The sequence below is a fragment of the Sinorhizobium mexicanum genome (assembly GCF_013488225.1).
GTDB classification, from domain to species: Bacteria; Pseudomonadota; Alphaproteobacteria; order Rhizobiales; family Rhizobiaceae; genus Sinorhizobium; species Sinorhizobium mexicanum.
Genome location: NZ_CP041238.1, coordinates 2,301,618 through 2,323,135, shown reverse-complemented (window position 1 = coordinate 2,323,135; position 21,518 = coordinate 2,301,618). Strand labels below are relative to the sequence as shown.

The 21,518-nt window shown below is 62.2% G+C and carries 19 protein-coding genes; 17 read left to right on the top strand and 2 right to left on the bottom strand.

What is annotated here, in order from left to right:
* The first annotated feature begins 81 nt into the window (after positions 1 to 81).
* The 6 genes from ccoG (at position 82) to FKV68_RS10910 (ending at position 6,580) form a co-directional block, all read left to right on the top strand.
* A complete protein-coding gene (gene ccoG / locus FKV68_RS10935; protein WP_180937874.1) occupies positions 82 to 1,656 on the top strand; it encodes a cytochrome c oxidase accessory protein CcoG in 1,575 nt (524 codons plus the stop codon).
* Positions 1,653 to 2,147, top strand: a complete 495-nt coding sequence (locus tag FKV68_RS10930; protein ID WP_180937873.1) for a FixH family protein — start codon at positions 1,653 to 1,655, stop codon at positions 2,145 to 2,147. The genes ccoG and FKV68_RS10930 overlap by 4 nt, the downstream gene beginning before the upstream one ends.
* On the top strand, positions 2,144 to 4,429 hold the full coding sequence (locus FKV68_RS10925; RefSeq protein WP_180937872.1) for a cation-translocating P-type ATPase: 2,286 nt from the start codon (positions 2,144 to 2,146) through the stop codon (positions 4,427 to 4,429). The genes FKV68_RS10930 and FKV68_RS10925 overlap by 4 nt, the downstream gene beginning before the upstream one ends.
* Entirely contained in the window at positions 4,426 to 4,584 is a 159-nt protein-coding gene (ccoS, locus tag FKV68_RS10920) for a cbb3-type cytochrome oxidase assembly protein CcoS (RefSeq protein WP_180937871.1), read from the top strand. The genes FKV68_RS10925 and ccoS overlap by 4 nt, the downstream gene beginning before the upstream one ends.
* 178 nt (positions 4,585 to 4,762) lie before the next feature.
* Positions 4,763 to 6,193: an NADP-dependent phosphogluconate dehydrogenase gene (gndA, locus tag FKV68_RS10915; protein WP_180937870.1), complete on the top strand. Its 1,431-nt coding sequence runs from the start codon at positions 4,763 to 4,765 to the stop codon at positions 6,191 to 6,193.
* 120 nt (positions 6,194 to 6,313) lie between these two features.
* Entirely contained in the window at positions 6,314 to 6,580 is a 267-nt protein-coding gene (locus FKV68_RS10910; RefSeq protein WP_180937869.1) for a hypothetical protein, read from the top strand.
* Between the two features lie 40 nt (positions 6,581 to 6,620).
* Here FKV68_RS10910 and FKV68_RS10905 read toward each other — a convergent pair whose 3' ends face one another.
* Positions 6,621 to 6,926, bottom strand: a complete 306-nt coding sequence (locus FKV68_RS10905; protein WP_180937868.1) for an antibiotic biosynthesis monooxygenase family protein — start codon at positions 6,924 to 6,926, stop codon at positions 6,621 to 6,623.
* 161 nt (positions 6,927 to 7,087) lie between these two features.
* On the opposite strand from FKV68_RS10905, the gene FKV68_RS10900 reads away from it, so the two are divergent.
* Positions 7,088 to 7,444 (top strand): hypothetical protein, encoded by a 357-nt coding sequence (locus FKV68_RS10900; RefSeq protein ID WP_180937867.1) that lies wholly within the window; start codon positions 7,088 to 7,090, stop codon positions 7,442 to 7,444.
* Positions 7,445 to 7,502: 58 nt separating this feature from the next.
* Here FKV68_RS10900 and FKV68_RS10895 read toward each other — a convergent pair whose 3' ends face one another.
* Positions 7,503 to 8,564 carry a LacI family transcriptional regulator gene (locus FKV68_RS10895; protein WP_180937866.1) on the bottom strand — a complete coding sequence of 354 codons (1,062 nt, stop codon included), beginning with the start codon at positions 8,562 to 8,564 and terminating at the stop codon, positions 7,503 to 7,505.
* A 525-nt stretch (positions 8,565 to 9,089) separates the two neighbouring features.
* On the opposite strand from FKV68_RS10895, the gene FKV68_RS10890 reads away from it, so the two are divergent.
* The 10 genes from FKV68_RS10890 (at position 9,090) to FKV68_RS10845 (ending at position 21,424) form a co-directional block, all read left to right on the top strand.
* Positions 9,090 to 10,325 (top strand): ABC transporter substrate-binding protein, encoded by a 1,236-nt coding sequence (locus tag FKV68_RS10890; protein ID WP_180937865.1) that lies wholly within the window; start codon positions 9,090 to 9,092, stop codon positions 10,323 to 10,325.
* Positions 10,326 to 10,637: 312 nt separating this feature from the next.
* Positions 10,638 to 11,546, top strand: coding sequence for a carbohydrate ABC transporter permease (locus tag FKV68_RS10885; protein WP_180937864.1), 909 nt, complete (start codon positions 10,638 to 10,640; stop codon positions 11,544 to 11,546).
* Positions 11,539 to 12,483, top strand: a complete 945-nt coding sequence (locus tag FKV68_RS10880; protein WP_180937863.1) for a carbohydrate ABC transporter permease — start codon at positions 11,539 to 11,541, stop codon at positions 12,481 to 12,483. The genes FKV68_RS10885 and FKV68_RS10880 overlap by 8 nt, the downstream gene beginning before the upstream one ends.
* A 6-nt stretch (positions 12,484 to 12,489) precedes the next feature.
* A complete protein-coding gene (locus FKV68_RS10875) occupies positions 12,490 to 13,575 on the top strand; it encodes an ABC transporter ATP-binding protein (protein ID WP_180937862.1) in 1,086 nt (361 codons plus the stop codon).
* 94 nt (positions 13,576 to 13,669) lie between these two features.
* Positions 13,670 to 16,144 carry a beta-mannosidase gene (locus tag FKV68_RS10870; protein WP_180937861.1) on the top strand — a complete coding sequence of 825 codons (2,475 nt, stop codon included), beginning with the start codon at positions 13,670 to 13,672 and terminating at the stop codon, positions 16,142 to 16,144.
* Between the two features lie 5 nt (positions 16,145 to 16,149).
* On the top strand, positions 16,150 to 16,848 hold the full coding sequence (locus FKV68_RS10865) for a D-lyxose/D-mannose family sugar isomerase (RefSeq protein ID WP_180937860.1): 699 nt from the start codon (positions 16,150 to 16,152) through the stop codon (positions 16,846 to 16,848).
* Positions 16,849 to 16,904: 56 nt separating this feature from the next.
* A complete protein-coding gene (locus FKV68_RS10860; protein ID WP_180937859.1) occupies positions 16,905 to 17,666 on the top strand; it encodes a sugar phosphate isomerase/epimerase family protein in 762 nt (253 codons plus the stop codon).
* 14 nt (positions 17,667 to 17,680) lie between these two features.
* Positions 17,681 to 18,817 carry a Gfo/Idh/MocA family protein gene (locus FKV68_RS10855; protein WP_180937858.1) on the top strand — a complete coding sequence of 379 codons (1,137 nt, stop codon included), beginning with the start codon at positions 17,681 to 17,683 and terminating at the stop codon, positions 18,815 to 18,817.
* Between the two features lie 180 nt (positions 18,818 to 18,997).
* Positions 18,998 to 20,026 carry an L-glyceraldehyde 3-phosphate reductase gene (gene mgrA, locus FKV68_RS10850; protein ID WP_180937857.1) on the top strand — a complete coding sequence of 343 codons (1,029 nt, stop codon included), beginning with the start codon at positions 18,998 to 19,000 and terminating at the stop codon, positions 20,024 to 20,026.
* A gap of 291 nt (positions 20,027 to 20,317) precedes the next feature.
* Positions 20,318 to 21,424, top strand: a complete 1,107-nt coding sequence (locus FKV68_RS10845) for a TRAP transporter substrate-binding protein (protein WP_180937856.1) — start codon at positions 20,318 to 20,320, stop codon at positions 21,422 to 21,424.
* Positions 21,425 to 21,518 lie beyond the last annotated feature (94 nt).

The window sequence follows — 21,518 nt, the reverse complement described above, 5'->3', positions numbered from 1 at the left end:
AACTTGACGCAGATCAAGGTTTGGCGCGGGCAGATCCGGCAAAACGCGGCTCGAACAGCAAGCCATTTCCGGATTCCCATAATGCGTCCCCAGCCTGTCACCAAAGCTGCGTCCGTCGAGCGGCTCGAAGCCGAACCAGTCAATGCCGCGCATAAGCGCAAACCGCTTTACGAGAAGCGGCGGAAGATCTTTCCAAAGAGAGCCGAAGGCCGCTTCCGCCGGTTCAAATGGCTGGTGATGCTGGTCACGCTGGGTATCTATTATCTGACGCCGTGGATCCGTTGGGAGCGCGGTGCGCATGCGCCTGACCAGGCTGTGCTGGTCGATCTCGCCGCCCGCCGCTTCTATTTCTTCTTCATCGAGATCTGGCCGCAGGAATTCTTCTTCGTCGCCGGGCTGCTGGTCATGGCAGGCTTCGGCCTCTTCCTCGTCACCACCGCCGTCGGGCGTGCCTGGTGCGGCTACACCTGCCCGCAGACCGTCTGGGTCGATCTTTTCCTTGTGGTCGAGCGCTTCATCGAGGGCGACCGCAATGCACGCATGCGGCTCGACGCGGGACCCTGGACATTCGACAAGATCTGGAAGCGCGTCGTCAAGCACGCGATATGGCTGCTGATCGGCATCGCGACCGGTGGCGCCTGGATCTTCTATTTCGCCGACGCGCCCTCGCTGCTGAAGAGCTTCGTCATGCTGGAAGCGCCCGCGGTCGCCTACATGACGGTCGCGATCCTGATGGCGACGACCTATGTCTTCGGTGGTCTGATGCGCGAGCAGGTCTGCACCTACATGTGCCCGTGGCCGCGCATCCAGGCAGCGATGCTGGACGAGAATTCGCTCGTCGTCACCTATAACGACTGGCGCGGCGAGCCGCGCTCACGCCATGCCAAGAAGGCGGCGGCAGCGGGTGATGTGGTCGGCGATTGTGTCGATTGCAATGCGTGTGTCGCCGTCTGTCCGATGGGCATCGATATTCGCGACGGCCAGCAGCTCGAATGCATCACCTGCGCACTCTGCATCGACGCTTGCGACGGCGTGATGGACAAGCTCGGGCGCGAACGCGGCCTGATCGCCTATGCGACCCTCAGCGACTATGCGTCGAACATGGCTCTCGCCACGAACAACGGCACGACGGCGATCGACCCGACCCGGGTGCGCGACGCTGACGGCGCCTTCGTCGACAAGGTCCGTCACTTCAACTGGCGGATCATCTTCCGGCCGCGCGTTCTTCTCTATTTCGGCGTCTGGGCGCTGGTCGGCATTGGCCTCGTCTATGCGCTGGTGTCGCGCGACCGGCTGGAACTCAATGTGTTGCACGACCGAAATCCGCAATTCGTGCTCGAGTCGGACGGCTCGGTACGAAACGGCTACATGGTCAAGCTTCTCAACATGATACCGGAGCAGCGCACGATCACACTGACGCTGGAAGGCATGCCGGCAGCATCGATGCGGATTGCCGGACAGGCGCCGGGCGACGGTCGCCGTTTCGCGGTCGGCGTCGATCCGGACAAGGTCACCGCGCTCAAGGTTTTCGTCACCTTGCCGAAGGAAAAGCTTGCCGAGGCGGACAAGGGCTTCATACTGACCGCCGAAGATCCGTCCAGCCATGAACGCGATGTCTATCAGGCCAACTTCAACCGCCCTGGAGTAGCAAGATGACGAAGGAGCAAAGCGCGCCGCGGGAATTTACTGGCTGGCATATGCTGGGTGTGATGAGCCTTTTCTTCGGCACCATCATTTCCGTCAATCTGGTCATGGCCTGGAACGCCAGCCGCAGTTGGAGCGGCCTTGTCGTAGAGAATACCTATATCGCCAGCCAGCAGTTCAACGGCAAGGTGGCAGAGACGCGTGCCTTTGCTGCCCGCGGCATTGAGGGCGCGCTCGTCGCAGAGCCGGGTTCCATCCGCTATACTTTGACCCGCAACGGCGAGGTGGACCGGACGGCCGAGAGGGTTGTCGCCGTATTCAAGCGTCCCGTCGAGGAACATGAAGACGTGCGCATCGAACTCGATCGTGAGGCTCCTGGCGCCTTCGTCTCCGCACGGACGCTCAAGCCCGGACAGTGGATCGCTGACATGACTGCAATGGCTGGCGAGAAGGTCGTTTATCGCCAGGCCATTCGGTTCGTCGTGCCAGGAGAGCGCAAATGAGCTGCTGTGCCGCAGGCGTGGAAGGCGCGCTCGAGATCGAACGGGCCGGGCAGGGGCTGCCTGCTTCCGAGGAGCTGTGGCTTGCGAGCCGCGCGCTTGGAGACGGCCTGCGCCAAACGGATCTCAGCGTGCCCGGCGTCCACTGCGGTGCCTGCATCACGACGATCGAAGGGGCGCTTCGCAAGAGACCCGAGGTCGAGCGCGCGCGCGTCAATCTTTCGTCGCGCCGCGTGTCCGTCGTCTGGAAGGAGGAGCTCGAAGGCCGGCGCACCGACCCGCTCGAAATCGCGCGCGCCATCCGGGGTTGCGGTTACGAAGCGCATCTCTTCGCCGCCGGCGAGGAGGAAGGCGACGTCCTGCTCAAGCAGCTGATCCGTGCCGTTGCCGTTTCCGGTTTCGCGGCGACCAACATCATGCTGCTGTCCGTTTCCGTCTGGTCGGGCGCGGATGCCGCGACCCGCGATCTTTTTCACTGGATCTCGGCGATGATCGCGGCGCCGGCGATGATCTATTCGGGGCGCTTCTTCTATCAGTCTGCCTGGAATGCGCTTCGCCATGGCCGTACCAACATGGATGTGCCGATCGCGCTTGCCGTGACGCTTTCCTACGGCATGTCGCTCCATGAGACGATCAGCCATGGCGCACATGCCTGGTTCGACGCCTCCGTGACGCTGCTGTTCTTCCTGTTGATCGGCCGCACCCTCGATCACATGATGCGCGGGCGGGCGCGCTCGGCGATCAGCGGTCTTGCCCGGCTGTCGCCACGCGGCGCGACGATCGTCAATTCCGACGGCTCGCGCGACTATCGCCCGGTCGACGAGATCAGGCCCGGCGAGCGGCTGTTGGTTGCCGCCGGTGAGCGCATTCCGGTCGACGGGTGCGTGCTTTCGGGTGCGACCGATCTCGACCGCTCGGTCGTCAACGGCGAAAGCGCGCCGGTCGCCGTCAGCGTTGGTGACGCCGTGCAGGCCGGCACGCTCAATCTCACCGGCCCGCTGACGCTCGAGGCGACGGCGGCGGCGCGCGACTCGTTCCTGGCCGAGATCACGGGGCTGATGGAGGCCGCCGAAGGGGGCAGGGCGCGCTATCGCCGCATTGCCGACCGTGCGGCGCGCTATTATTCGCCAGCCGTCCACCTGCTGGCGCTGCTTTCCTTCATTGGCTGGATGCTGATCGAGGGCGATGTCCGCCACGCCATGCTGATCGCGGTTGCCGTTCTCATTATCACATGCCCTTGTGCCCTCGGCCTCGCGGTGCCCGTGGTTCAGGTCGTTGCGGCCGGCCGGCTCTTCCAGGGCGGCGTCATGGTCAAGGATGGATCGGCGATGGAGCGCCTTGCCGAAATCGACGCCGTGCTGCTCGACAAGACCGGCACGCTCACCATGGGCGAGCCGCGGCTTACCAATGCGGGCGAAGTCGATCCGGGCGCGCTCGCGACCGCAGCCGCACTCGCTCTCCATTCGCGCCATCCGATCGCCACAGCGCTCCATGAGGCGTCGGGTGCGGCGCAGCCGCTCGGGGGCGAAATCCGCGAAATACCGGGCGCCGGCATCGAGGCGGAGACCAGCGACGGTGTCTACCGGCTCGGCAGTCGAGCCTTTGCCTGCGGCGGAGCCGGTGCGGCCAGCGGCCAGTCGGAAGCGATCCTGTCGCTCGATGGCCGCGAGCTTGCCTGCTTCCGCTTCGAGGACCGGCTGCGTCCCGCCGCTCGCGAAACCGTCGAAGATCTCTCGCGCCTGGGGCTTACGGCCGGCATCCTTTCCGGGGACCGCGAGCCGGTCGTCGCCGTACTCGCCCGCAGGCTCGGCATTGCGACATGGCGCTCCGAGCTTTCGCCGCGCGGCAAGGTCGAGGCCTGTGCCGCTGCCGCCGAAGGGGGGCACAGGGTCCTGATGGTCGGCGACGGTATCAACGACGCGCCGGCACTCAGGGCGGCCCATGTCTCGATGGCGCCGGCGACCGCGGCCGATGTCGGCCGGCAGGCTGCGGATTTCGTCTTCATGCATCAGAGCCTAAACGCCGTTCCATTCGCCATCGAGACCTCGCGTCGCGCCGGCCGGCTGATCCGGCAGAATTTCGCGCTGGCGATCGGCTACAACGTCATCGCCGTGCCAGTCGCGATCCTCGGCTATGCGACGCCGCTCGTTGCCGCCATCGCGATGTCGACCTCGTCGCTGATCGTCGTCTTCAATGCGTTGCGGCTGAAGGGACTTGGAACTGCCGCCGCCCCGGAGTCGCCGCCGCGTGCGGCCGGCTTGCGGCCGGTACGGAGTGCGTCATGAACACGCTCATCTATCTCATCCCGATCGCGCTCTTTCTCGGCGCCCTGGGGCTTGCGGCGTTTCTCTGGGCGCTGAAGAGCGGGCAATACGAAGACCTGGACGGAGCCTCCTGGCGCGTCCTCGACGATGGCGACGGCAAGCCTGAAAAGGATTGATTTTCGCGGGAGTGGCTTGTCGTAAATCGATTTGAGTGCCAAAAGAACCTCCACCGCCGTATGTCCCAGCCGCCCATCCTCTCCCGGACCGGGCCGAACATGCGCAGATCAATATCGAGGGGCTGTCCGCGTGTCTGTTCCGATCGCGGCGGCTCTTCCTTCCAACGGAGGCAATCACGTGTCACAGGCGGAAATCGGGCTTATCGGCCTCGGCGTCATGGGGTCGAACCTCGCGCTCAACATCGCGGAAAAGGGCAACAGGATCGCGGTGTTCAACCGGACGGTCGAGGCGACGCGCAAGTTCTATGCCGAGGCCGGCGCGCTCAAGGAGCAGATCGTTCCCTGCGAGACCATCGAAGAGTTTGTCGCCGCCATCCGCCCGCCGCGGCCGATCATCATCATGATCAAGGCCGGCGATCCGGTCGACCAGCAGATGGAAATCCTGAAGCCCTATCTTGCAAAGGGCGACATCATGATCGATGCCGGCAACGCCAATTTCCGCGATACCATGCGCCGCTTCGAGGCACTGAAGGATTCCGGCCTCACCTTCATCGGCATGGGTGTTTCCGGTGGCGAGGAGGGTGCCCGTCATGGCCCGTCGATCATGGTCGGCGGCACGGAAGACTCCTATCGCCGGGTCGAGAAGGTGCTGACATCGATCGCTGCGAAATACGAGAACGACCCGTGCGTCGCCTGGCTCGGTGAAAACGGCGCCGGCCATTTCGTCAAGACGATCCACAATGGCATCGAATATGCCGACATGCAGATGATCGCTGAAATCTACGGCATCCTGCGCGACGGGCTGAAGATGAGCGCTGCGGAAATCGGCGACGTCTTCGGCGCCTGGAACAAGGGCCGGCTGAACTCCTATCTGATCGAGATCACCGAGAAGGTGCTGAAGGCCGCCGATCCTTTGACCGGCAAACCGATGGTCGACCTGATCCTCGACAAGGCCGGCCAGAAGGGCACCGGCAAATGGTCGGTGATCGAGGCGCAGAACATGGGCATCCCGGCGACCGGCATCGAAGCCGCGGTGGCCGCCCGCAGCATTTCCTCGATGAAGGAGGAGCGTGAGGCTGCCGAGAAGATCCTCGGCCTGCCACCAGTCGGCGAGCTCAAGGTGGCCGACAGGGACGCTTTCCTCAAGGATCTCGAAAACGCGCTGCTCGCCGCCAAGATCGGCGCCTATGCACAGGGCTTCGCGGTGATGTCCGCCGCCTCGAAGGAGTTCGGCTGGAGCCTGCCGATGCCGACGATCGCAAAGATCTGGCGCGCCGGCTGCATCATCCGTTCGCAATTCCTCGACGAGATCACCACCGCCTTCACCAAGGCGCCGGACGCCGCCAACCTGATCGTGACGCCCGCTTTTGCGGCGATGGTCAAGGAGACCGATGCAGCCTTGCGCCGCGTCGTTTCTACCGCCGTGCTCGGCGGCCTGCCGGTGCCGGCGCTCGCCTCCGCGCTCGGCTATTTCGACAGCTACCGGCGCGGCCGCGGCACGGCCAACGTCATCCAGGCGCAACGCGACTTCTTCGGCGCCCACGGCTTCGACCGCGTCGACGGCGCCGACAGCCACCACGGTCCGTGGGGCAGCGGGCTGAACGCATAGGGCGGATCGTCTTGACGTGAAAAGGGGCGGCTCTCGCCGCCCCTCCAGACTTTTTGCAACTACGCAATTCCCGACCGAATTGCTTCAGAGTTCCATTCAGAAAACCATCGAAAAATCAGTATGAAGTTCAGAGTGATCGACGGCGGCAAAGTCCATGAAGCCGTATCCGCCGATAGTCCGACCATCCGTGCGGAAGCGGAGCGACGGATAGAGGCGACCGGCTACGAGCAATGGCGGGTTCGCAGCCTCGCAACCGGCACGCCGATCCCAAGGTCCATCCGGTATTTGAAGATGCAGATCGAATTCGTCGCCGGGAAACTCGAGCAGCTTAATCCCATCCCCGGTGATTTCACCGACGACAAGTACTGGCCAACGACCGGGGCGTGACGACAACCCCCTGCCGCGACATCCCTGCACGGCAGAGGTGCTACTTGGTCGGCGCGCTCTCGTAGATCGCCTCACCGGAAACAGCATCCGTGACATCTATGCTCTCTCCTTGCGTCTCGAGGGCGTGGCGGAACTTGTCCAGATTGCTGATCATCTTCGGTCGCGCGGCCACGATGTGGTCAAAGCTATCCCACTCGCCGATCGAGCAGTAGGAACGCTCGCCGGTCTTGACGAGCGCCATCTTTCGTAATCCTTCGAAGTCGCGACGAAGTTTGCGGAACCAGTCCTCGAACTTGTCCTCCAGCCCCGGTTTCGTGCGGAACCGAACCACGTTGTATGCTGTCATGACGCCCTCCGTTCACATCGTTCTGGCATCAGAATACCATTGATGGTGGAGGTGGTTCCACAGCTCAATTTATCCGCGACCGGAGCCGGAATCTCACCGGTCGCGACAGAACCGTTATATGATCGCCCGGCAGCCCGTGGTTAAACAACGGATCGGAAACCATGAAGAGATTCTTGGCCATTTACATAGGAACGGAAGCCGCGCTCGAGAGATCGCAGTGGAAGAAGATGAACGACGAGGAGCGCAAGGCGCGTGAGGCTGCCGGCATCGAGGTCTGGATGGAATGGGGACGGGCGAATGCAGCTTCGATCGTCGAGCACGGCGGTCCGCTAGGGAAGACCAAGCGCACATCCTCGGAAGGCATATCCGACATTAAGAACAGCATGACCGGCTATGTCATCGTTGAAGCGGAATCGCACGAAGCTGCCGCGAGGCTGTTCGAGAACCATCCGCACTTCACGATCTTCCCGGGCGACTCCGTGGAAATCATGGAATGTCTGCCGCTCCCGAAACGGTAAGCAAGGCACCGGCCAAAGCTGAGGCGAACGACGCAGAGATTATTCTCTGTCGTCGCAGCTACACCTTGCGCGACTTCGACATGGGCCGCTGGAACTCCGGCTGGCTGAGGCTTTGCAGCGTCTCGGGCGACTTGCCTTCGATGTGGCCGATCACGGCCTTGGCGAGTTCGCGACCGGCGAGCCGGATGTCCTCGTACATGGTCATGACTTCGGGGCGCAGCCAGCGCAGGAAGTCGCTCGGCGCCTTGGTGACCATCTCCACATCCTGGCCGACTTTCTTGCCGGCCGACTCGATCCCCGCGATCAATGCAACCGCGCCGGCGCCGCTGCCGGAAACGATGCCGTCCGGGGCTTCCACCGAGCGCATCAGTTGCTCGAAGGCGTCGCGGATGGCGACAAGGCTGTGATCGATATTGACGTGGTGGAAGCTCACCGCTTCCGCGCCGAAATCCTTGAGCCCGCGCTCGAAGCCGGTGCGCATGTGGGCGTGGAAGGTGAGGTTCGGCGGCGGCTCCAGCAGCACCAGCCGGCGCCGTCCGCGCTCGGTAAGCCGACGTACCGCCTCATAGGCGAAACGTTCGTTGTCGAAGTCGTGGAAGGGATGGACGATGCCCATTTCGGTGCGGCCGTGAGTGACAAAGGGCAGGCGGCGCTCGGTCATCAGCGTCACGCGCGCATCGTGCGGCTCCGTCCGCGAGATGATGACGCCATCGGCAGCGCCGGTGTCGAGGATATAACGGATCGGCCCGAGTGGATCCTTTGTGGAACTGTAGGGGGTTACCACGAGGTGGTACTGCGTGCCTGCGAGGATTTCACTGATGCCGACCACCATGGGGCTGGTGATGCCCATGATCTCTTCCTCGAGCGTCAGCACGAGGCTGATGACATTGGTCTTGCCGGTCCTGAGACGCACCCCGGCGCGGTTCGGCTGGTAACCGATCTGCTTGGCGACAAGGCGCACCCTTTCCTTGGTTTCAGCGCCGATATCGGGCGCATCCTTCAATGCTCGGGAAACCGTGGTGATCCCAAGACCCGTCATGAAGGCGATCGTTTTCAGTGTCGGCCTGGCGCCGTCCGGTGGCGGCGCTGCCGCCGCCTTGTTCTTCGTTTTGCTGTCCATTCCGTCACCAGCCCCCGTCTACATTTGAGACCCTTGCGCGAATTGCCACGATCAAGCGCCCCGCTTTCACTCGCAGCTTCGATGCGAACACGCCCGGTCCGTCTCGGTGCCCCGCCTTATATACGAACTGTAACCGGTGGCCAGATTTGTCGGAGCTGCGTCGCGAGACAAAATCTGTAACGATACAGTAGCGATGTCGAGCAATTTCGTTGCTGCACTGCGAAGAACATAACCGTCTGGTTGAATCTCGCATTCGCGAACCTGAATGTTGCGTTTGCGAAGTCGCATCCTGGTGCTTCACGAGCGAAGGCAAGCCAAAATCACTTTGAATCAACGCATTATGGTGGAGCAATGCGGGCCGGAACGGCCCCGTCGAGGCCAGACATTATCCTCTTAAAAGCCGTGTCATATACACGCATAAGGCGTGCAAAAAATTAGATCTGGAATTATTCGTTGTGGGTGTTGCGTCTGAAAATCGTTTGAACTAAGTTTTTACGGTAACGTTACAGTGAGGGAGGAGAACTCATGAAATTGCGTTCCATGGCCGCCGTGCTGGCCGCAACCGTCGCCCTGCCGCTCGGCGTGGCCAATGCCACGGATCTCGAGGTCACGCATTGGTGGACTTCCGGCGGTGAAGCCGCGGCGGTCGCCGAACTGGCCAAGGCTTTCGATGCGACCGGCAACAAGTGGGTCGACGGTGCAATCGCCGGTTCGGGCGGGACCGCGCGTCCGATCATGATCAGCCGCATCACCGGCGGCGATCCGATGGGTGCGACCCAGTTCAATCATGGCCGTCAGGCGGAGGAGTTGGTGCAATCGGGCCTGATGCGCGACCTGACCGATCTCGCCGAGCGCGAACACTGGAAGGACATCATCAAGCCGGCGAGCCTGCTCGAGTCCTGCACGATCGAGGGCAAGATCTACTGCGCGCCCGTCAACATCCATTCCTGGCAGTGGCTGTGGCTCTCGAATGCCGCCTTCAAGCAGGCTGGCGTTCCCGTGCCGAAGAACTGGGATGAATTTGTCGCGGCAGCACCGGCGCTCGAAAAGGCCGGTATCGTGCCGCTCGCCGTCGGCGGTCAGCCGTGGCAGGCAGCGGGCGCCTTCGACGTTTTGATGGTGGCGATCGCCGGGAAAGACACCTTCGAGAAGGTCTTCGCCCAGAAGGACGAAGAAGTCGCAGCGGGTCCGGATATCGCCAAGGTCTTCAAGGCTGCCGACGATGCGCGCCGCATGTCGAAGGGCAGCAATGTTCAGGACTGGAACCAGGCGACGAACCTCGTCATCACCGGCAAGGCCGGCGGTCAGATCATGGGCGACTGGGCTCAGGGTGAATTCCAGCTTGCGGGTCAGAAGGCCGGCGTCGACTACACCTGCCTTCCGGGGCTGGGCGTGAACGAGGTGATCTCGACCGGTGGTGACGCATTCTACTTCCCCCTGCTGGAGGATGAGGAAAAGTCGAAGGCGCAGGAGGCATTGGCGTCCACCCTGCTGAAGCCGGAGACGCAGGTTGCCTTCAACCTGAAGAAGGGCTCGCTGCCGGTGCGTGGCGACGTGGACCTCGCAACCGCCAATGATTGCATGAAGAAGGGGCTCGATATCCTTGCCAAGGGCAACGTGATCAAGGGCACCGACCAGCTTCTGTCGGCCGACAGCCAGAAGCAGAAGGAGGACCTCTTCTCCGAATTCTTCGCAAACGCATCGATGACGCCGGAGGATGCGCAGAAGCGTTTCGCCGAAATCATCGCGGCCGCGGACTGATAACCGACGCTTGAAGGCCCCGCGCATGCGCGGGGCCGCCCTCATGCCCCGTTCGGCGCGACGCGTTCACGCCGGGTCGCGTGTCGATGGCTGCTCGCGTCGACACAAGGGAGCATCCCGTTTTCGAGCTCGACTTGCGGAGCGCGGATAAGATGTTCGGGAATCAAAGTGTTCTGCGCGTTCGTTATACGTTCACTTGAACACGAGTTGCCGGGCAGGGGGCCATTACGATGGTGAGGCGGCCGGGTATCGGTGGCGTATTTCGCCGCGAGTACCGCCCATCGAAAACACTGCAGTTCCGGAGGAACACACATGACAGGCCAAACACGCGGCTCGGCTCGCCCGAATCAGTGGTTGCGGAACCTGAATGCGAAGATCGCCTCTATACCGATGATCCTGACAGCCTTGGTCATCTTCGTCGGCGGCACATCCTGGACGGTTCTCTATTCCTTCACCAACTCGAAGCTGCTGCCACGGCTTTCTTTCGTCGGCCTCGACCAGTATGTCCGGCTATGGGCGGCGCCGCGCTGGCTCATCTCGATCGAAAATCTGGCCATCTACGGGTTTTTCTCACTGATTTTCAGCCTCGTGATCGGTTTTGTGCTTGCCGCACTGATGGATCAGAAGATCCGTTTCGAGAATACGTTTCGAACGATCATGCTCTATCCGTTCGCCCTGTCATTCATCGTCACGGGCCTAGTCTGGCAGTGGCTGCTCAATCCGCAATACGGCATACAGTCGATCGTGCGGTCGCTTGGCTGGACGAACTTCAACTTCGATCCGCTCTATAATTCCGACATCGTCATCTACGGCATCCTGATCGCAGCGCTCTGGCAGGGCACCGGCCTTGTGATGTGCCTGATGCTCGCCGGCCTGCGCGGCATCGACGAGGATATCTGGAAGGCTGCGCGGGTCGACGGCATTCCGATGTGGAAGACCTACGTGCTCGTCATCATCCCGATGATGCGCGGCGTCTTCATCACGACCCTCGTCATCATCGCGAGCGGCATCGTCAAGGTTTACGACCTCGTCGTAGCGCAGACGAGCGGCGGTCCCGGCATCGCCTCCGAAGTGCCCGCCAAATACGTGTACGATTACATGTTCCAGGCCCAGAACCTGGGGCAGGGCTTTGCCGCCTCCACCATGATGCTCGTGACGGTCGCGATCATCATCGTGCCGTGGGCATATCTGGAATTCGGAGGAGGTCGCAAGCGTGCTTAAGCTCGTCGCCAACAACAGCATCGTTTCCGAGTACGAAGCGGTCCCCGGCAGGATTACGTCCGGCCCGCAGGGCCCGAAGCCGCGCCGGATACTCTCCCGCCGCAACATCGTCGTCTACGGCACGTTGATCGTGGTCGCTCTCTATTACCTGCTGCCGCTCTACGTCATGATCATGACGTCGCTCAAGGGCATGCCGGAAATTCGCATCGGCAACATCTTCGCGCCGCCGGTGGAGATCACCTTCGAACCATGGGTAAAAGCCTGGGCCCAGGCCTGCACCGGGCTCAATTGCGACGGGCTTTCGCGCGGCTTCTGGAATTCGGTGCGCATCACCGTGCCCTCGGTGATCATCTCTATCGCGGTCGCTTCGGTGAATGGCTACGCGCTTGCGAATTGGCGCTTCAAAGGAGCCGATCTGTTCTTCGCCATCCTCATTATCGGCGCCTTCATTCCCTACCAGGTGATGATTTATCCGATCGTGATCGTGCTCAGGGAGATGGGTATCTACGGGACGCTGACCGGTCTCATCATGGTGCACACGATCTTCGGCATGCCGATCCTGACCCTCTTGTTCCGCAACTATTTTGCCGGTCTGCCCGAGGAGCTCTTCAAGGCGGCGCGCGTCGATGGCGCCGGGTTCTGGACGATCTACTTCAAGATCATGCTGCCGATGTCGCTGCCGATCTTCGTCGTTGCGATGATCCTTCAGGTGACCGGCATCTGGAACGACTTCCTGTTCGGCGTGGTTTTCACGCGGCCGGAGTACTACCCGATGACCGTGCAGCTCAACAACATCGTCAACTCGGTGCAGGGCGTGAAGGAATACAACGTCAACATGGCGGCGACGCTGCTGACCGGCCTCGTGCCGCTGACGATCTACTTCATCTCCGGCCGGCTGTTCGTGCGCGGCATCGCCGCCGGCGCAGTGAAAGGATAAGCAAGCATGACCAGTGTTTCAGTCAGGGACCTGTCGCTGAACTTCGGCGCCGTCACCGTTCTCGACAGGCTCAATCTCGACATCAATCATGGCGAGTTCCTTGTCCTGCTCGGCTCGTCCGGATGCGGCAAGTCCACGCTCTTGAACTGCATCGCCGGCCTGCTTGACGTTTCGGAAGGCCAGATCTTCATCAAGGACCGCAATGTCACCTGGGAAGAGCCGAAGGATCGCGGCATCGGCATGGTGTTCCAGTCCTACGCGCTCTACCCGCAGATGTCGGTCGAGAAGAACCTTTCCTTCGGGCTCCAGGTTGCCAGGGTGCCGCAGGCCGAAATCGACAAGCGTGTCGCGCGCGCGTCGGAGATCCTGCAGATCCAGCCGCTTCTGAAGCGCAAACCCGCCGAGCTTTCCGGCGGCCAGCGCCAGCGCGTGGCGATCGGCCGCGCACTTGTGCGCGACGTCGACGTCTTCCTGTTCGACGAACCCCTGTCGAACCTTGACGCCAAGCTGCGTTCGGAACTGCGTGTCGAAATCAAGCGACTGCACCAGTCTCTCAAGAACACGATGATCTACGTCACGCACGACCAGATCGAGGCGCTGACCTTGGCCGACCGCATCGCCGTCATGAAGGGCGGCGTCATCCAGCAGCTTGCGGATCCGATGACCATTTACAACGCGCCGGAGAACCTCTTCGTTGCCGGTTTCATCGGTTCGCCGTCGATGAATTTCTTCCGTGGCGAGGTTGCCGCCAAGGACGGCCGTAGCTTCGTGCAGGTTAACGGCGTTGCCTTCGACGTCACCGCCTATCCGGCGCGGGGAGGATTGCAGCCGGGCCAGAAGGTCGTGCTCGGGCTCCGGCCGGAGCACGTCAGGGTCGATGAGGCTGCGGCGGGAGATGGAGCCCATCAGGCTGTCGTCGACATCGAAGAGCCGATGGGCGCCGACAACCTCTTGTGGCTGACTTTGGCCGGTCAATCGATGTCCGTGCGCATCGCCGGCCAGCGGCGCTACAAGCCCGGCACCAACGTGCGCCTTTCCTTCGACATGGGGGTCGCCTCGATCTTCGACGCTGCCAGCGAAAACCGTCTTTGAGAAGCGATATTGAGCCCGGGCGGCGCCGTTCGGGCTCGCAATAAACAAGAATGACGTCGGTCTCGACCGCCGGCCCGTGAATGGATTTGAGGAAATGCCCTCCGAAACCTTGAACCGCGACGCCATCCGTATCGATTTGTCTGGCGACTGGCTACTTGCCTCGACCGACAACAGCCACGCGCTTACCATCCCGCTCCCGGGCGATGTACACAGCGCGTTGCAGCAGGCGGGCATTATTGCAGATCCCTATACCGGCCGGAACGAAGCCGACGTGCAATGGGTCGCGCACAAGGACTGGGTGCTGGAGCGCACCGTTGTCGTCGACGCCGACGATCTCGACGGGTGCTGGTATCTCGATTTCGAAAGCATCGACACGGTCGCCTCGGTCTTCGTCAACGATCGGTTGGTGCTGCAGGTGGAAAACTGCTTTCGCCGCTATCGCCCCGATGTATCGAGTGCGCTCGTCGTCGGCGAGAACCGCATCCGCGTCGTGCTGCATTCCTCTATTGCCGAGGGCGCGCGCCGGCAGGCGGCGCAGCCTTTCTACGTGCCTTATCACGATGGGAATTCGCCGATCCCCAACGGCAACATGCTGCGCAAGCCCCAGTGCCACTTCGGCTGGGACTGGAACATCGCCATCGCGCCACTCGGCATCTACGGCTCGCTGGCACTTTGCCGACTTGAGACGGCGCGCATCGAACACGTGACGACGCGTCAGCTCTGGTTTACCGACGGTGCGGTCGACCTGCAGGTAACCGTCACGCTTTTTGCCCACGATCCGGGCATCGTCCCCGTTTATTTCGAACTTGACGGCGTCCGGGAACGCCTGGATTGCGCGGTTGCCGCCGGTGAGACCAAGATCACCCACGTCTTCACGGTCGCAAGGCCAAGATTGTGGTGGCCGGCGGGCAGCGGAGAACAGGCGCTTTCCGTCCTCAACGTCGAACTGCCGGACGAGAGCGTGACGCGGCAGATCGGCTTCCGCTCGATCGAGCTTGTCACCGACAAGGACGAGGCAGGCAGCCGGTTTGCCTTCCGCATCAACGACCGCGAGATCTTCTGCCGCGGAGCGAACTGGATCCCGGCGGATGCGCTGGCGTCGCGCGTGACGCCGGGAGGGGTAGAAGACCTGCTGCAATCCGCCGTCGACGCCAACATGAACATGATCCGCGTCTGGGGCGGCGGCTTCTACGAGCCCGACTGGTTCTACGATCTCTGCGATCGGCTGGGATTGCTCGTCTGGCAGGACTTCATGTTCGCCTGCAATCTCTACCCCTCGACCCCGGACTTTCTCGATAATGTCGCGGCCGAGGTGGACTATCAGGTCAAGCGCCTGTCGTCCCACCCGTCGATTGCGCTTTGGTGCGGCGACAACGAACTTGTCGGCGCGCTCACCTGGTTCGACGAAAGCCGCAAGGATCGCGACCGTTACCTCGTCTCTTACGACCGGTTGAACCGTACGGTCGAGGCAGCGATGAAGGCGGCTTGCCCGGAAGCGATCTGGTGGCCATCAAGCCCGTCCGTTGGCCACCTCGATTTCGGCGATGCCTGGCACGCCGACGGTGCAGGCGACATGCACTACTGGTCCGTCTGGCACGAGAACAAGTCGTTCGACAATTACCGCACTGTGACGCCACGCTTCTGCTCGGAGTTTGGCTTCCAGTCCTACACCTCGATGCCGATCGTCCGGCAGTTCGCCGAGGCGCGCGATCTCAACATCGCCTCGCCGGTTATGGAGGCGCATCAGAAGAATGCCGGCGGCAACGAGCGGATCGCCGGGACCATGTTCCGCTATTTCCGTTTTCCGAAGGATTTCCCGAGCTTCGTCTATCTGAGCCAGGTCCAGCAGGGGCTCGCGATCCGGACCGCCGTCGACTATTGGCGGTCGCTGAAACCGCACTGCATGGGCACACTCTATTGGCAACTCAACGACACCTGGCCCGTTGCTTCCTGGTCGAGCCTGGACTATGGCGGCAACTGGAAGGCCATGCACTATATGGCCCGCCGTTTCTTCCAGCCCGTCGCCGTCGCCGCCATCCCCTCCAAGGATGGCAAGGAAATCACTTTCTCGATGGTGAACGACACCGCCGAGACGGTGACGATCGAGCTCCAGATCTTCCTTGTCTCGCTGGACGGCGAGCGTCGCCCGCTGGCAGCCGCCGCGGGTGCCTGTGCGCCGGACCGCGCCGCCACGCTCGTCACCATCGCGAGCAGTGAAGTCCCGGAGGGAACATTGCTCTTCTGGTCGTTCGAAGCGTCCAACGGCATGTCCGGCGAGGGGCATCATGTCCAGGGCACCTACAAGGCGCTCGACCTTTTGCCGTCCGGCCTCACGCTGGAGACCGTGCCGCGACTGGATGGCGCCTTCGACGTGGTCGTCACGGCGAGCGGTCTTGCGCTGCACGTGATGGTCGAGGCGGATATCGATGGGCGCTATTCCGACAATGCCTTCGATCTTTCGGCTGGCGAGACGAAGGTGATCCGCTTCACGCCGAAGGCGCCGCTCGCCGAGGGTATCGTGCCGAGCTTCAGCGCCTACGATCTCGAATCGTGCCAGGGAAAAGGGTGAACTGGATGAAACGCAGCCACGTCAACGAGATCATCCGCGAAAGCGACGCCTTCATGCGCCGCCACGGCTTCGTGCTGCCACCCTTTGCCTATTGGTCGCCCGAGGAATTGCAGACGCGTATCGCATCCGACAGTCCGACGATCTTGGACGCGCGGCTCGGCTGGGACATTACCGACTACGGCAAGGGCCGTTTCGACGAATTCGGTCTCGTCCTCTTCACGTTGAGGAACGGCGCCGCGGCCAATCTCGGTACCGGCAAGGGCATGGTCTATGCCGAGAAGCTGATGATCACGCGCGCCGGCCAGGTCAACCCGCTGCACCGGCACGCTGTGAAGACCGAGGACATCATCAATCGCGGCGGCGGGACGCTGGTGCTTGAGATGTACAACTCGCTTCCCGACGGCTCGGTCGACGAGCACAGCGACGTCGAAGTCGCGTGCGATGCGCGCCTGCGCCGGCTGAGGGCGGGCGACCTCCTGCAGCTCGAACCCGGCGAGAGCGTCACATTGCTGCCCGGAAACTGGCATGCCTTCTGGGCGGAGGGAGGCGACGTGTTGATGGGCGAAGTTTCGACCGTCAACGACGACCTTACCGACAACTATTTCCGCGAGCCGGTGGGCCGCTTTTCCGCAATCGAGGAGGACGACCATCCGCTCCACCTCCTCGTGTCCGACTATGACACCTGGCTGAGGGCAACAGGCTGAAACGCCCGAACCTGCTCCCAACAACCATCCTGCGCATTCAACGAGGAGAATTTTTGATGAAAGACGTCAGCTTCCAACTCTACAGCGCCCGCAATTTTCCGCCGCTTGGCGATGTGCTCGCGGCCGTCGGCAACGCCGGCTATACGCAGGTCGAGGGCTACGGCGCGCTTTACGCGTCGTTGACCGACGAAGAGGTCGCAGAGTTCAAGCGCGGCCTTGAACGCAACGGCGTAAGCATGCCGACCGCGCATTTCGGGATCGATATGCTGGAGCAAGAGCCGGCGCGGGTGCTGCGGATCGCGAATGCGCTCGGCATCCGGGCAATCTACTGCCCCTACCTGATGCCGGACCAGCGTCCGAGCGATGCAGCCGGCTGGCGCGCCTTCGGTCAGCGGCTGCAGGCGGCGGGCAAGCCTTTCCGTGATGCCGGGCTCGACTTCGGCTGGCACAATCATGACTTCGAGTTCCATGCCCTTGCGGACGGCTCGATACCGCTGGACCACATCTTCTCCGGCGGCCCGGATCTTTCTTGGGAAGCCGATATCGCCTGGATTGTCCGCGGCGGCGCCGATCCGTTTGCCTGGATCGCGAAATACGGCAGCCGTATCACTGCCGTCCACGTCAAGGACATAGCGCCCAAGGGCGAGAAGACGAATGAGGACGGCTGGGCTGATGTCGGCCACGGTACGATCGACTGGAAGGGGCTCGTAAAGGCGCTTTCCGCAACTTCGGTGAAGTATTTCATTGCCGAACATGACAACCCGAGCGACTTCCGGCGCTTTGCTGAACGCTCGCTTGCTTCCATCCAATCCTATTGAGTAACGGAAAAACCATGAAGACGAAGGAACTTGGCGTCGGCATCATCGGATGCGGCAACATCTCCACCACCTATTTCAAGCTCGCACCGCTCTTCAAGGGCATCAGAATGGTCGCCTGCGCCGACATCAATCCGGCGGCGGCTGAGGCGCGCGGCGCGGAATATGACGTGACGGCACAGAGCATCGAGGCGCTGCTGGCCAATCCCGAGGTGGACATCATCGTCAATTTGACGATTCCGGACGCGCATTTTCCGGTCTCGAAGGCGATCCTCGAGGCGGGAAAACATGTCTATTCCGAAAAGCCCCTGGTCCTGACGCTGGAGCAGGGCGAGGAACTCAGGGCTGTCGCCAAGGCGAAGGGCCTTACGGTCGGCTGCGCGCCGGACACGTTCCTCGGCGGTGCGCACCAGCTCGCCCGCGACTACATCGACGACGGCAAGATCGGCCGCATCACCTCCGGGACCTGCCACGTAATGAGCCCCGGCATGGAGATGTGGCATCCGAACCCGGATTTCTTCTTCCTGCCGGGCGGTGGTCCGGTGCTTGATCTCGGACCTTACTACATTGCCAACCTCATCAACCTGATCGGCCCGGTGAAGCGCGTCGCTGCGCTTTCCTCGATGGCAAACGAGACGCGGACGATCACCAGCGCGCCGCGCAATGGCGAGGTCATTCCGGTCAAGACGCCGACCAACATCCATGCGCTGCTCGAGTTCCAGAACGGCGCAACGATCACGCTTTCAGCAAGCTGGGATGTCTGGTCGCATCGTCACGCCAACATGGAGCTCTATGGCACCGAAGGCTCGCTGTTCGTGCCGGATCCCAATTTCTTCGGCGGCAGGGTCGAGGCGAGCGGGCGCGACAAGAACATCCAGCCCCTCGAAATGTGGGAGCATCCCTTTGCGGTCAACAACTGGGATCACCCGGCGGGGCCGATCGCCAACTACCGCACGGCTGGTCTCGCCGACATGGCGGACGCCATCCTCAACGGCCGCGACGCGCGTTGCTCGCTGGACCGCGCGCTTCACGGCGTCGACGTCATGGTATCGATCCTGAAGTCGGGCGAGGAGGGCCGGTTCGTGACGCTTTCGACCACCTGTACGCAGCCGGCCGCTCTCGGCATCGAAGAGGCACAGGCGCTGCTGCGCTGAGCAAGAAATCCACGGTACGAGGAACACCCGAGAAGGGCTGCGGCGTTTTCTTTCGCCGCAGCCCATCCAGGAAGCCGGAGGCGCAAAGGCGAAAGACCGGGCACGACAAGCTCCTCCCTCTTGTGGCGAAGGGGCGGGGAGGGGTATCCAAACACCCACCCGAAACAGAGGAATACGACAATGGCCTGGCAACCGGCGGAAAACCGATACGAGACGATGAAATACAACCGCTGCGGCAAGAGCGGGCTGAAATTGCCGGCGATCTCGCTCGGCCTCTGGCACAACTTCGGCGGCGACACGCCGCATGAGCGCAAGGTCGACATGTGCCGCACGGCCTTCGATCTTGGCATCACGCACTTTGACCTCGCCAACAACTACGGCCCGCCGCCCGGATCGGCGGAAACCGCCTTCGGCGAGATCATGCGCACCGACTTCGCCGACTTGCGCGACGAATTGATCATCTCCTCCAAGGCCGGCTACGACATGTGGCCGGGACCCTATGGCGAGTGGGGCAGCCGCAAGTATCTGATCGCCTCCTGCGACCAAAGCCTGAAACGGATGGGCCTCGACTATGTCGACATCTTCTATTCCCACCGTTTCGATCCGGACACGCCGCTCGAGGAAACCTGCGGCGCGCTCGACCATATCGTCCGCTCGGGCAGAGCGCTCTACGTCGGCATCTCGTCCTATAACTCGCAACGCACCCGCGAAGCGGCCGCGATCCTCAAGGATCTCGGCACGCCGTGTCTGATCCATCAGCCGAGCTATTCGATGCTCAACCGCTGGGTCGAGGACGACGGGCTCATCGATACGCTCGAAGATCTCGGCATCGGCTCGATCGTCTTCTCGCCGCTTGCCCAGGGCATGCTGACGACGAAGTATCTGAACGGGATCCCTGGGGACAGCCGTGCGGCCCAGAACCACTTCCTCAAGAAGGATTTCATCCGACCGACGATTATCGACAATATCCGCAAGTTGAACGGCATAGCCGAACGCCGCGGCCAGACGCTGGCACAGATGGCGCTTGCCTGGGTGCTGCGCGGCGGGCGCATTACCTCGGCGCTGATCGGCGCCAGCCGTTCCGCGCAGATCGTCGACTGCGTCAAGGCGCTCGACAACGACAGTTTCACAGCGGAGGAACTGACCGAGATCGATCTCTACGCACGCGAGGCCGATATCAACCTCTGGGCAAAGTCGGCGGAACTCTGAAGCCGGCGAATTCATTGATTTGCCTCGATTTTAGGTAATATTGTCCCATCTCCGGCGTCTTAGACAAAAGTCGAATAGGGCGCCGGAAACCCTCGCTGGACATGCATTAGTGAATATGTATGGTGCAGTGGTGCCGGTCCCACGTGTGAGACGCTTTGCGTGCGCGCGGCTGGCAAAACGAGGAGGTGTGAGCTCTCGACGCGCTGGAGCGAACGAGGGAGGGCTCAACGAGCGGCGTCGCAGGCGCGCGATTGCGCCTGTGGCCGTCATGGCGGGCAATAGGGAGGTATTATGGATCGCCGTTCATTCATCAAACACGCGAGCATCGGTGGCCTGGGTGCGGCTGCCGCCACGGCGCTCGCATCGCCGGCCATCGCGCAGGCAAATCCGAAGATCAACTGGCGTATGGCCTCGTCGTTCCCGAAGTCGCTCGACACGATCTACGGCGGCGGCGAGGTGCTGTCGAAATACGTTTCCGAAGCGACGGACGGCAATTTCCAAATCCAGGTTTTCGCAGCCGGTGAAATCGTACCCGGTCTGCAGGCCGCTGACGCCGCCGCTGCCGGAACCGTGGAAGCCTGCCACACGGTCGCCTACTACTACTGGGGCAAGGACCCGACCTGGGCACTCGGTGCTGCTGTGCCTTTCGCGCTCAACGCACGCGGCATGAACGCGTGGCACTATCACGGCGGCGGCATCGACCTCTTCAACGAGTTCCTCGCCACCCAGGGCCTCATTGGCTTCCCGGGCGGTAACACCGGCGTCCAGATGGGCGGCTGGTTCCGCAAGGAGATCAAGACCGTTGAGGACATGAAGGGCCTGAAGATGCGTATCGGCGGCTTCGCCGGCAAGGTCGTCGAAAAGCTCGGCGTCGTGCCGCAGCAGATCGCCGGCGGCGATATCTATCCGGCGCTCGAAAAGGGCACGATCGATGCCGCGGAATGGGTTGGTCCGTACGACGACGAAAAGCTCGGCTTCTACAAGGTCGCGCCGTACTACTACTATCCCGGCTGGTGGGAAGGCGGCCCGACGGTGCACGCCATGTTCAACAAGGCGGCTTTCGAGGGCCTGCCGAAGAACTATCAGTCGCTGCTGCGCACCGCCTGCCAGGCGACCGACGCGAACATGCTGCAGAAGTATGACTACCTGAACCCGTCGGCGATCAAGCGCCTTGTGGCCGCCGGCGCAAAGCTCAGCCCGTTCAGCCCGGAAATCCTGTCCGCCTGCTTCGACAAGTCGAACGAAGTCTATGCGGAGATGGAAGCATCGAACCCGACCTTCAAGAAGATCTGGGACTCGATCAAGGCCTTCCGCGCCGAGTTTTATCTCAACGCGCAGATCGCCGAATACAACTACGATACCTTCATGATGATCCAGCAGCGGAACGGCAAGGTCTGAGCCGCTCCTATAGTTGCAGAAACGAAAAACCCCGGGGCCTTGGCTCCGGGGTTTTTGTTTAAGCCGTGGGCCAAGTCCTTGGCGGTTTTGCCCC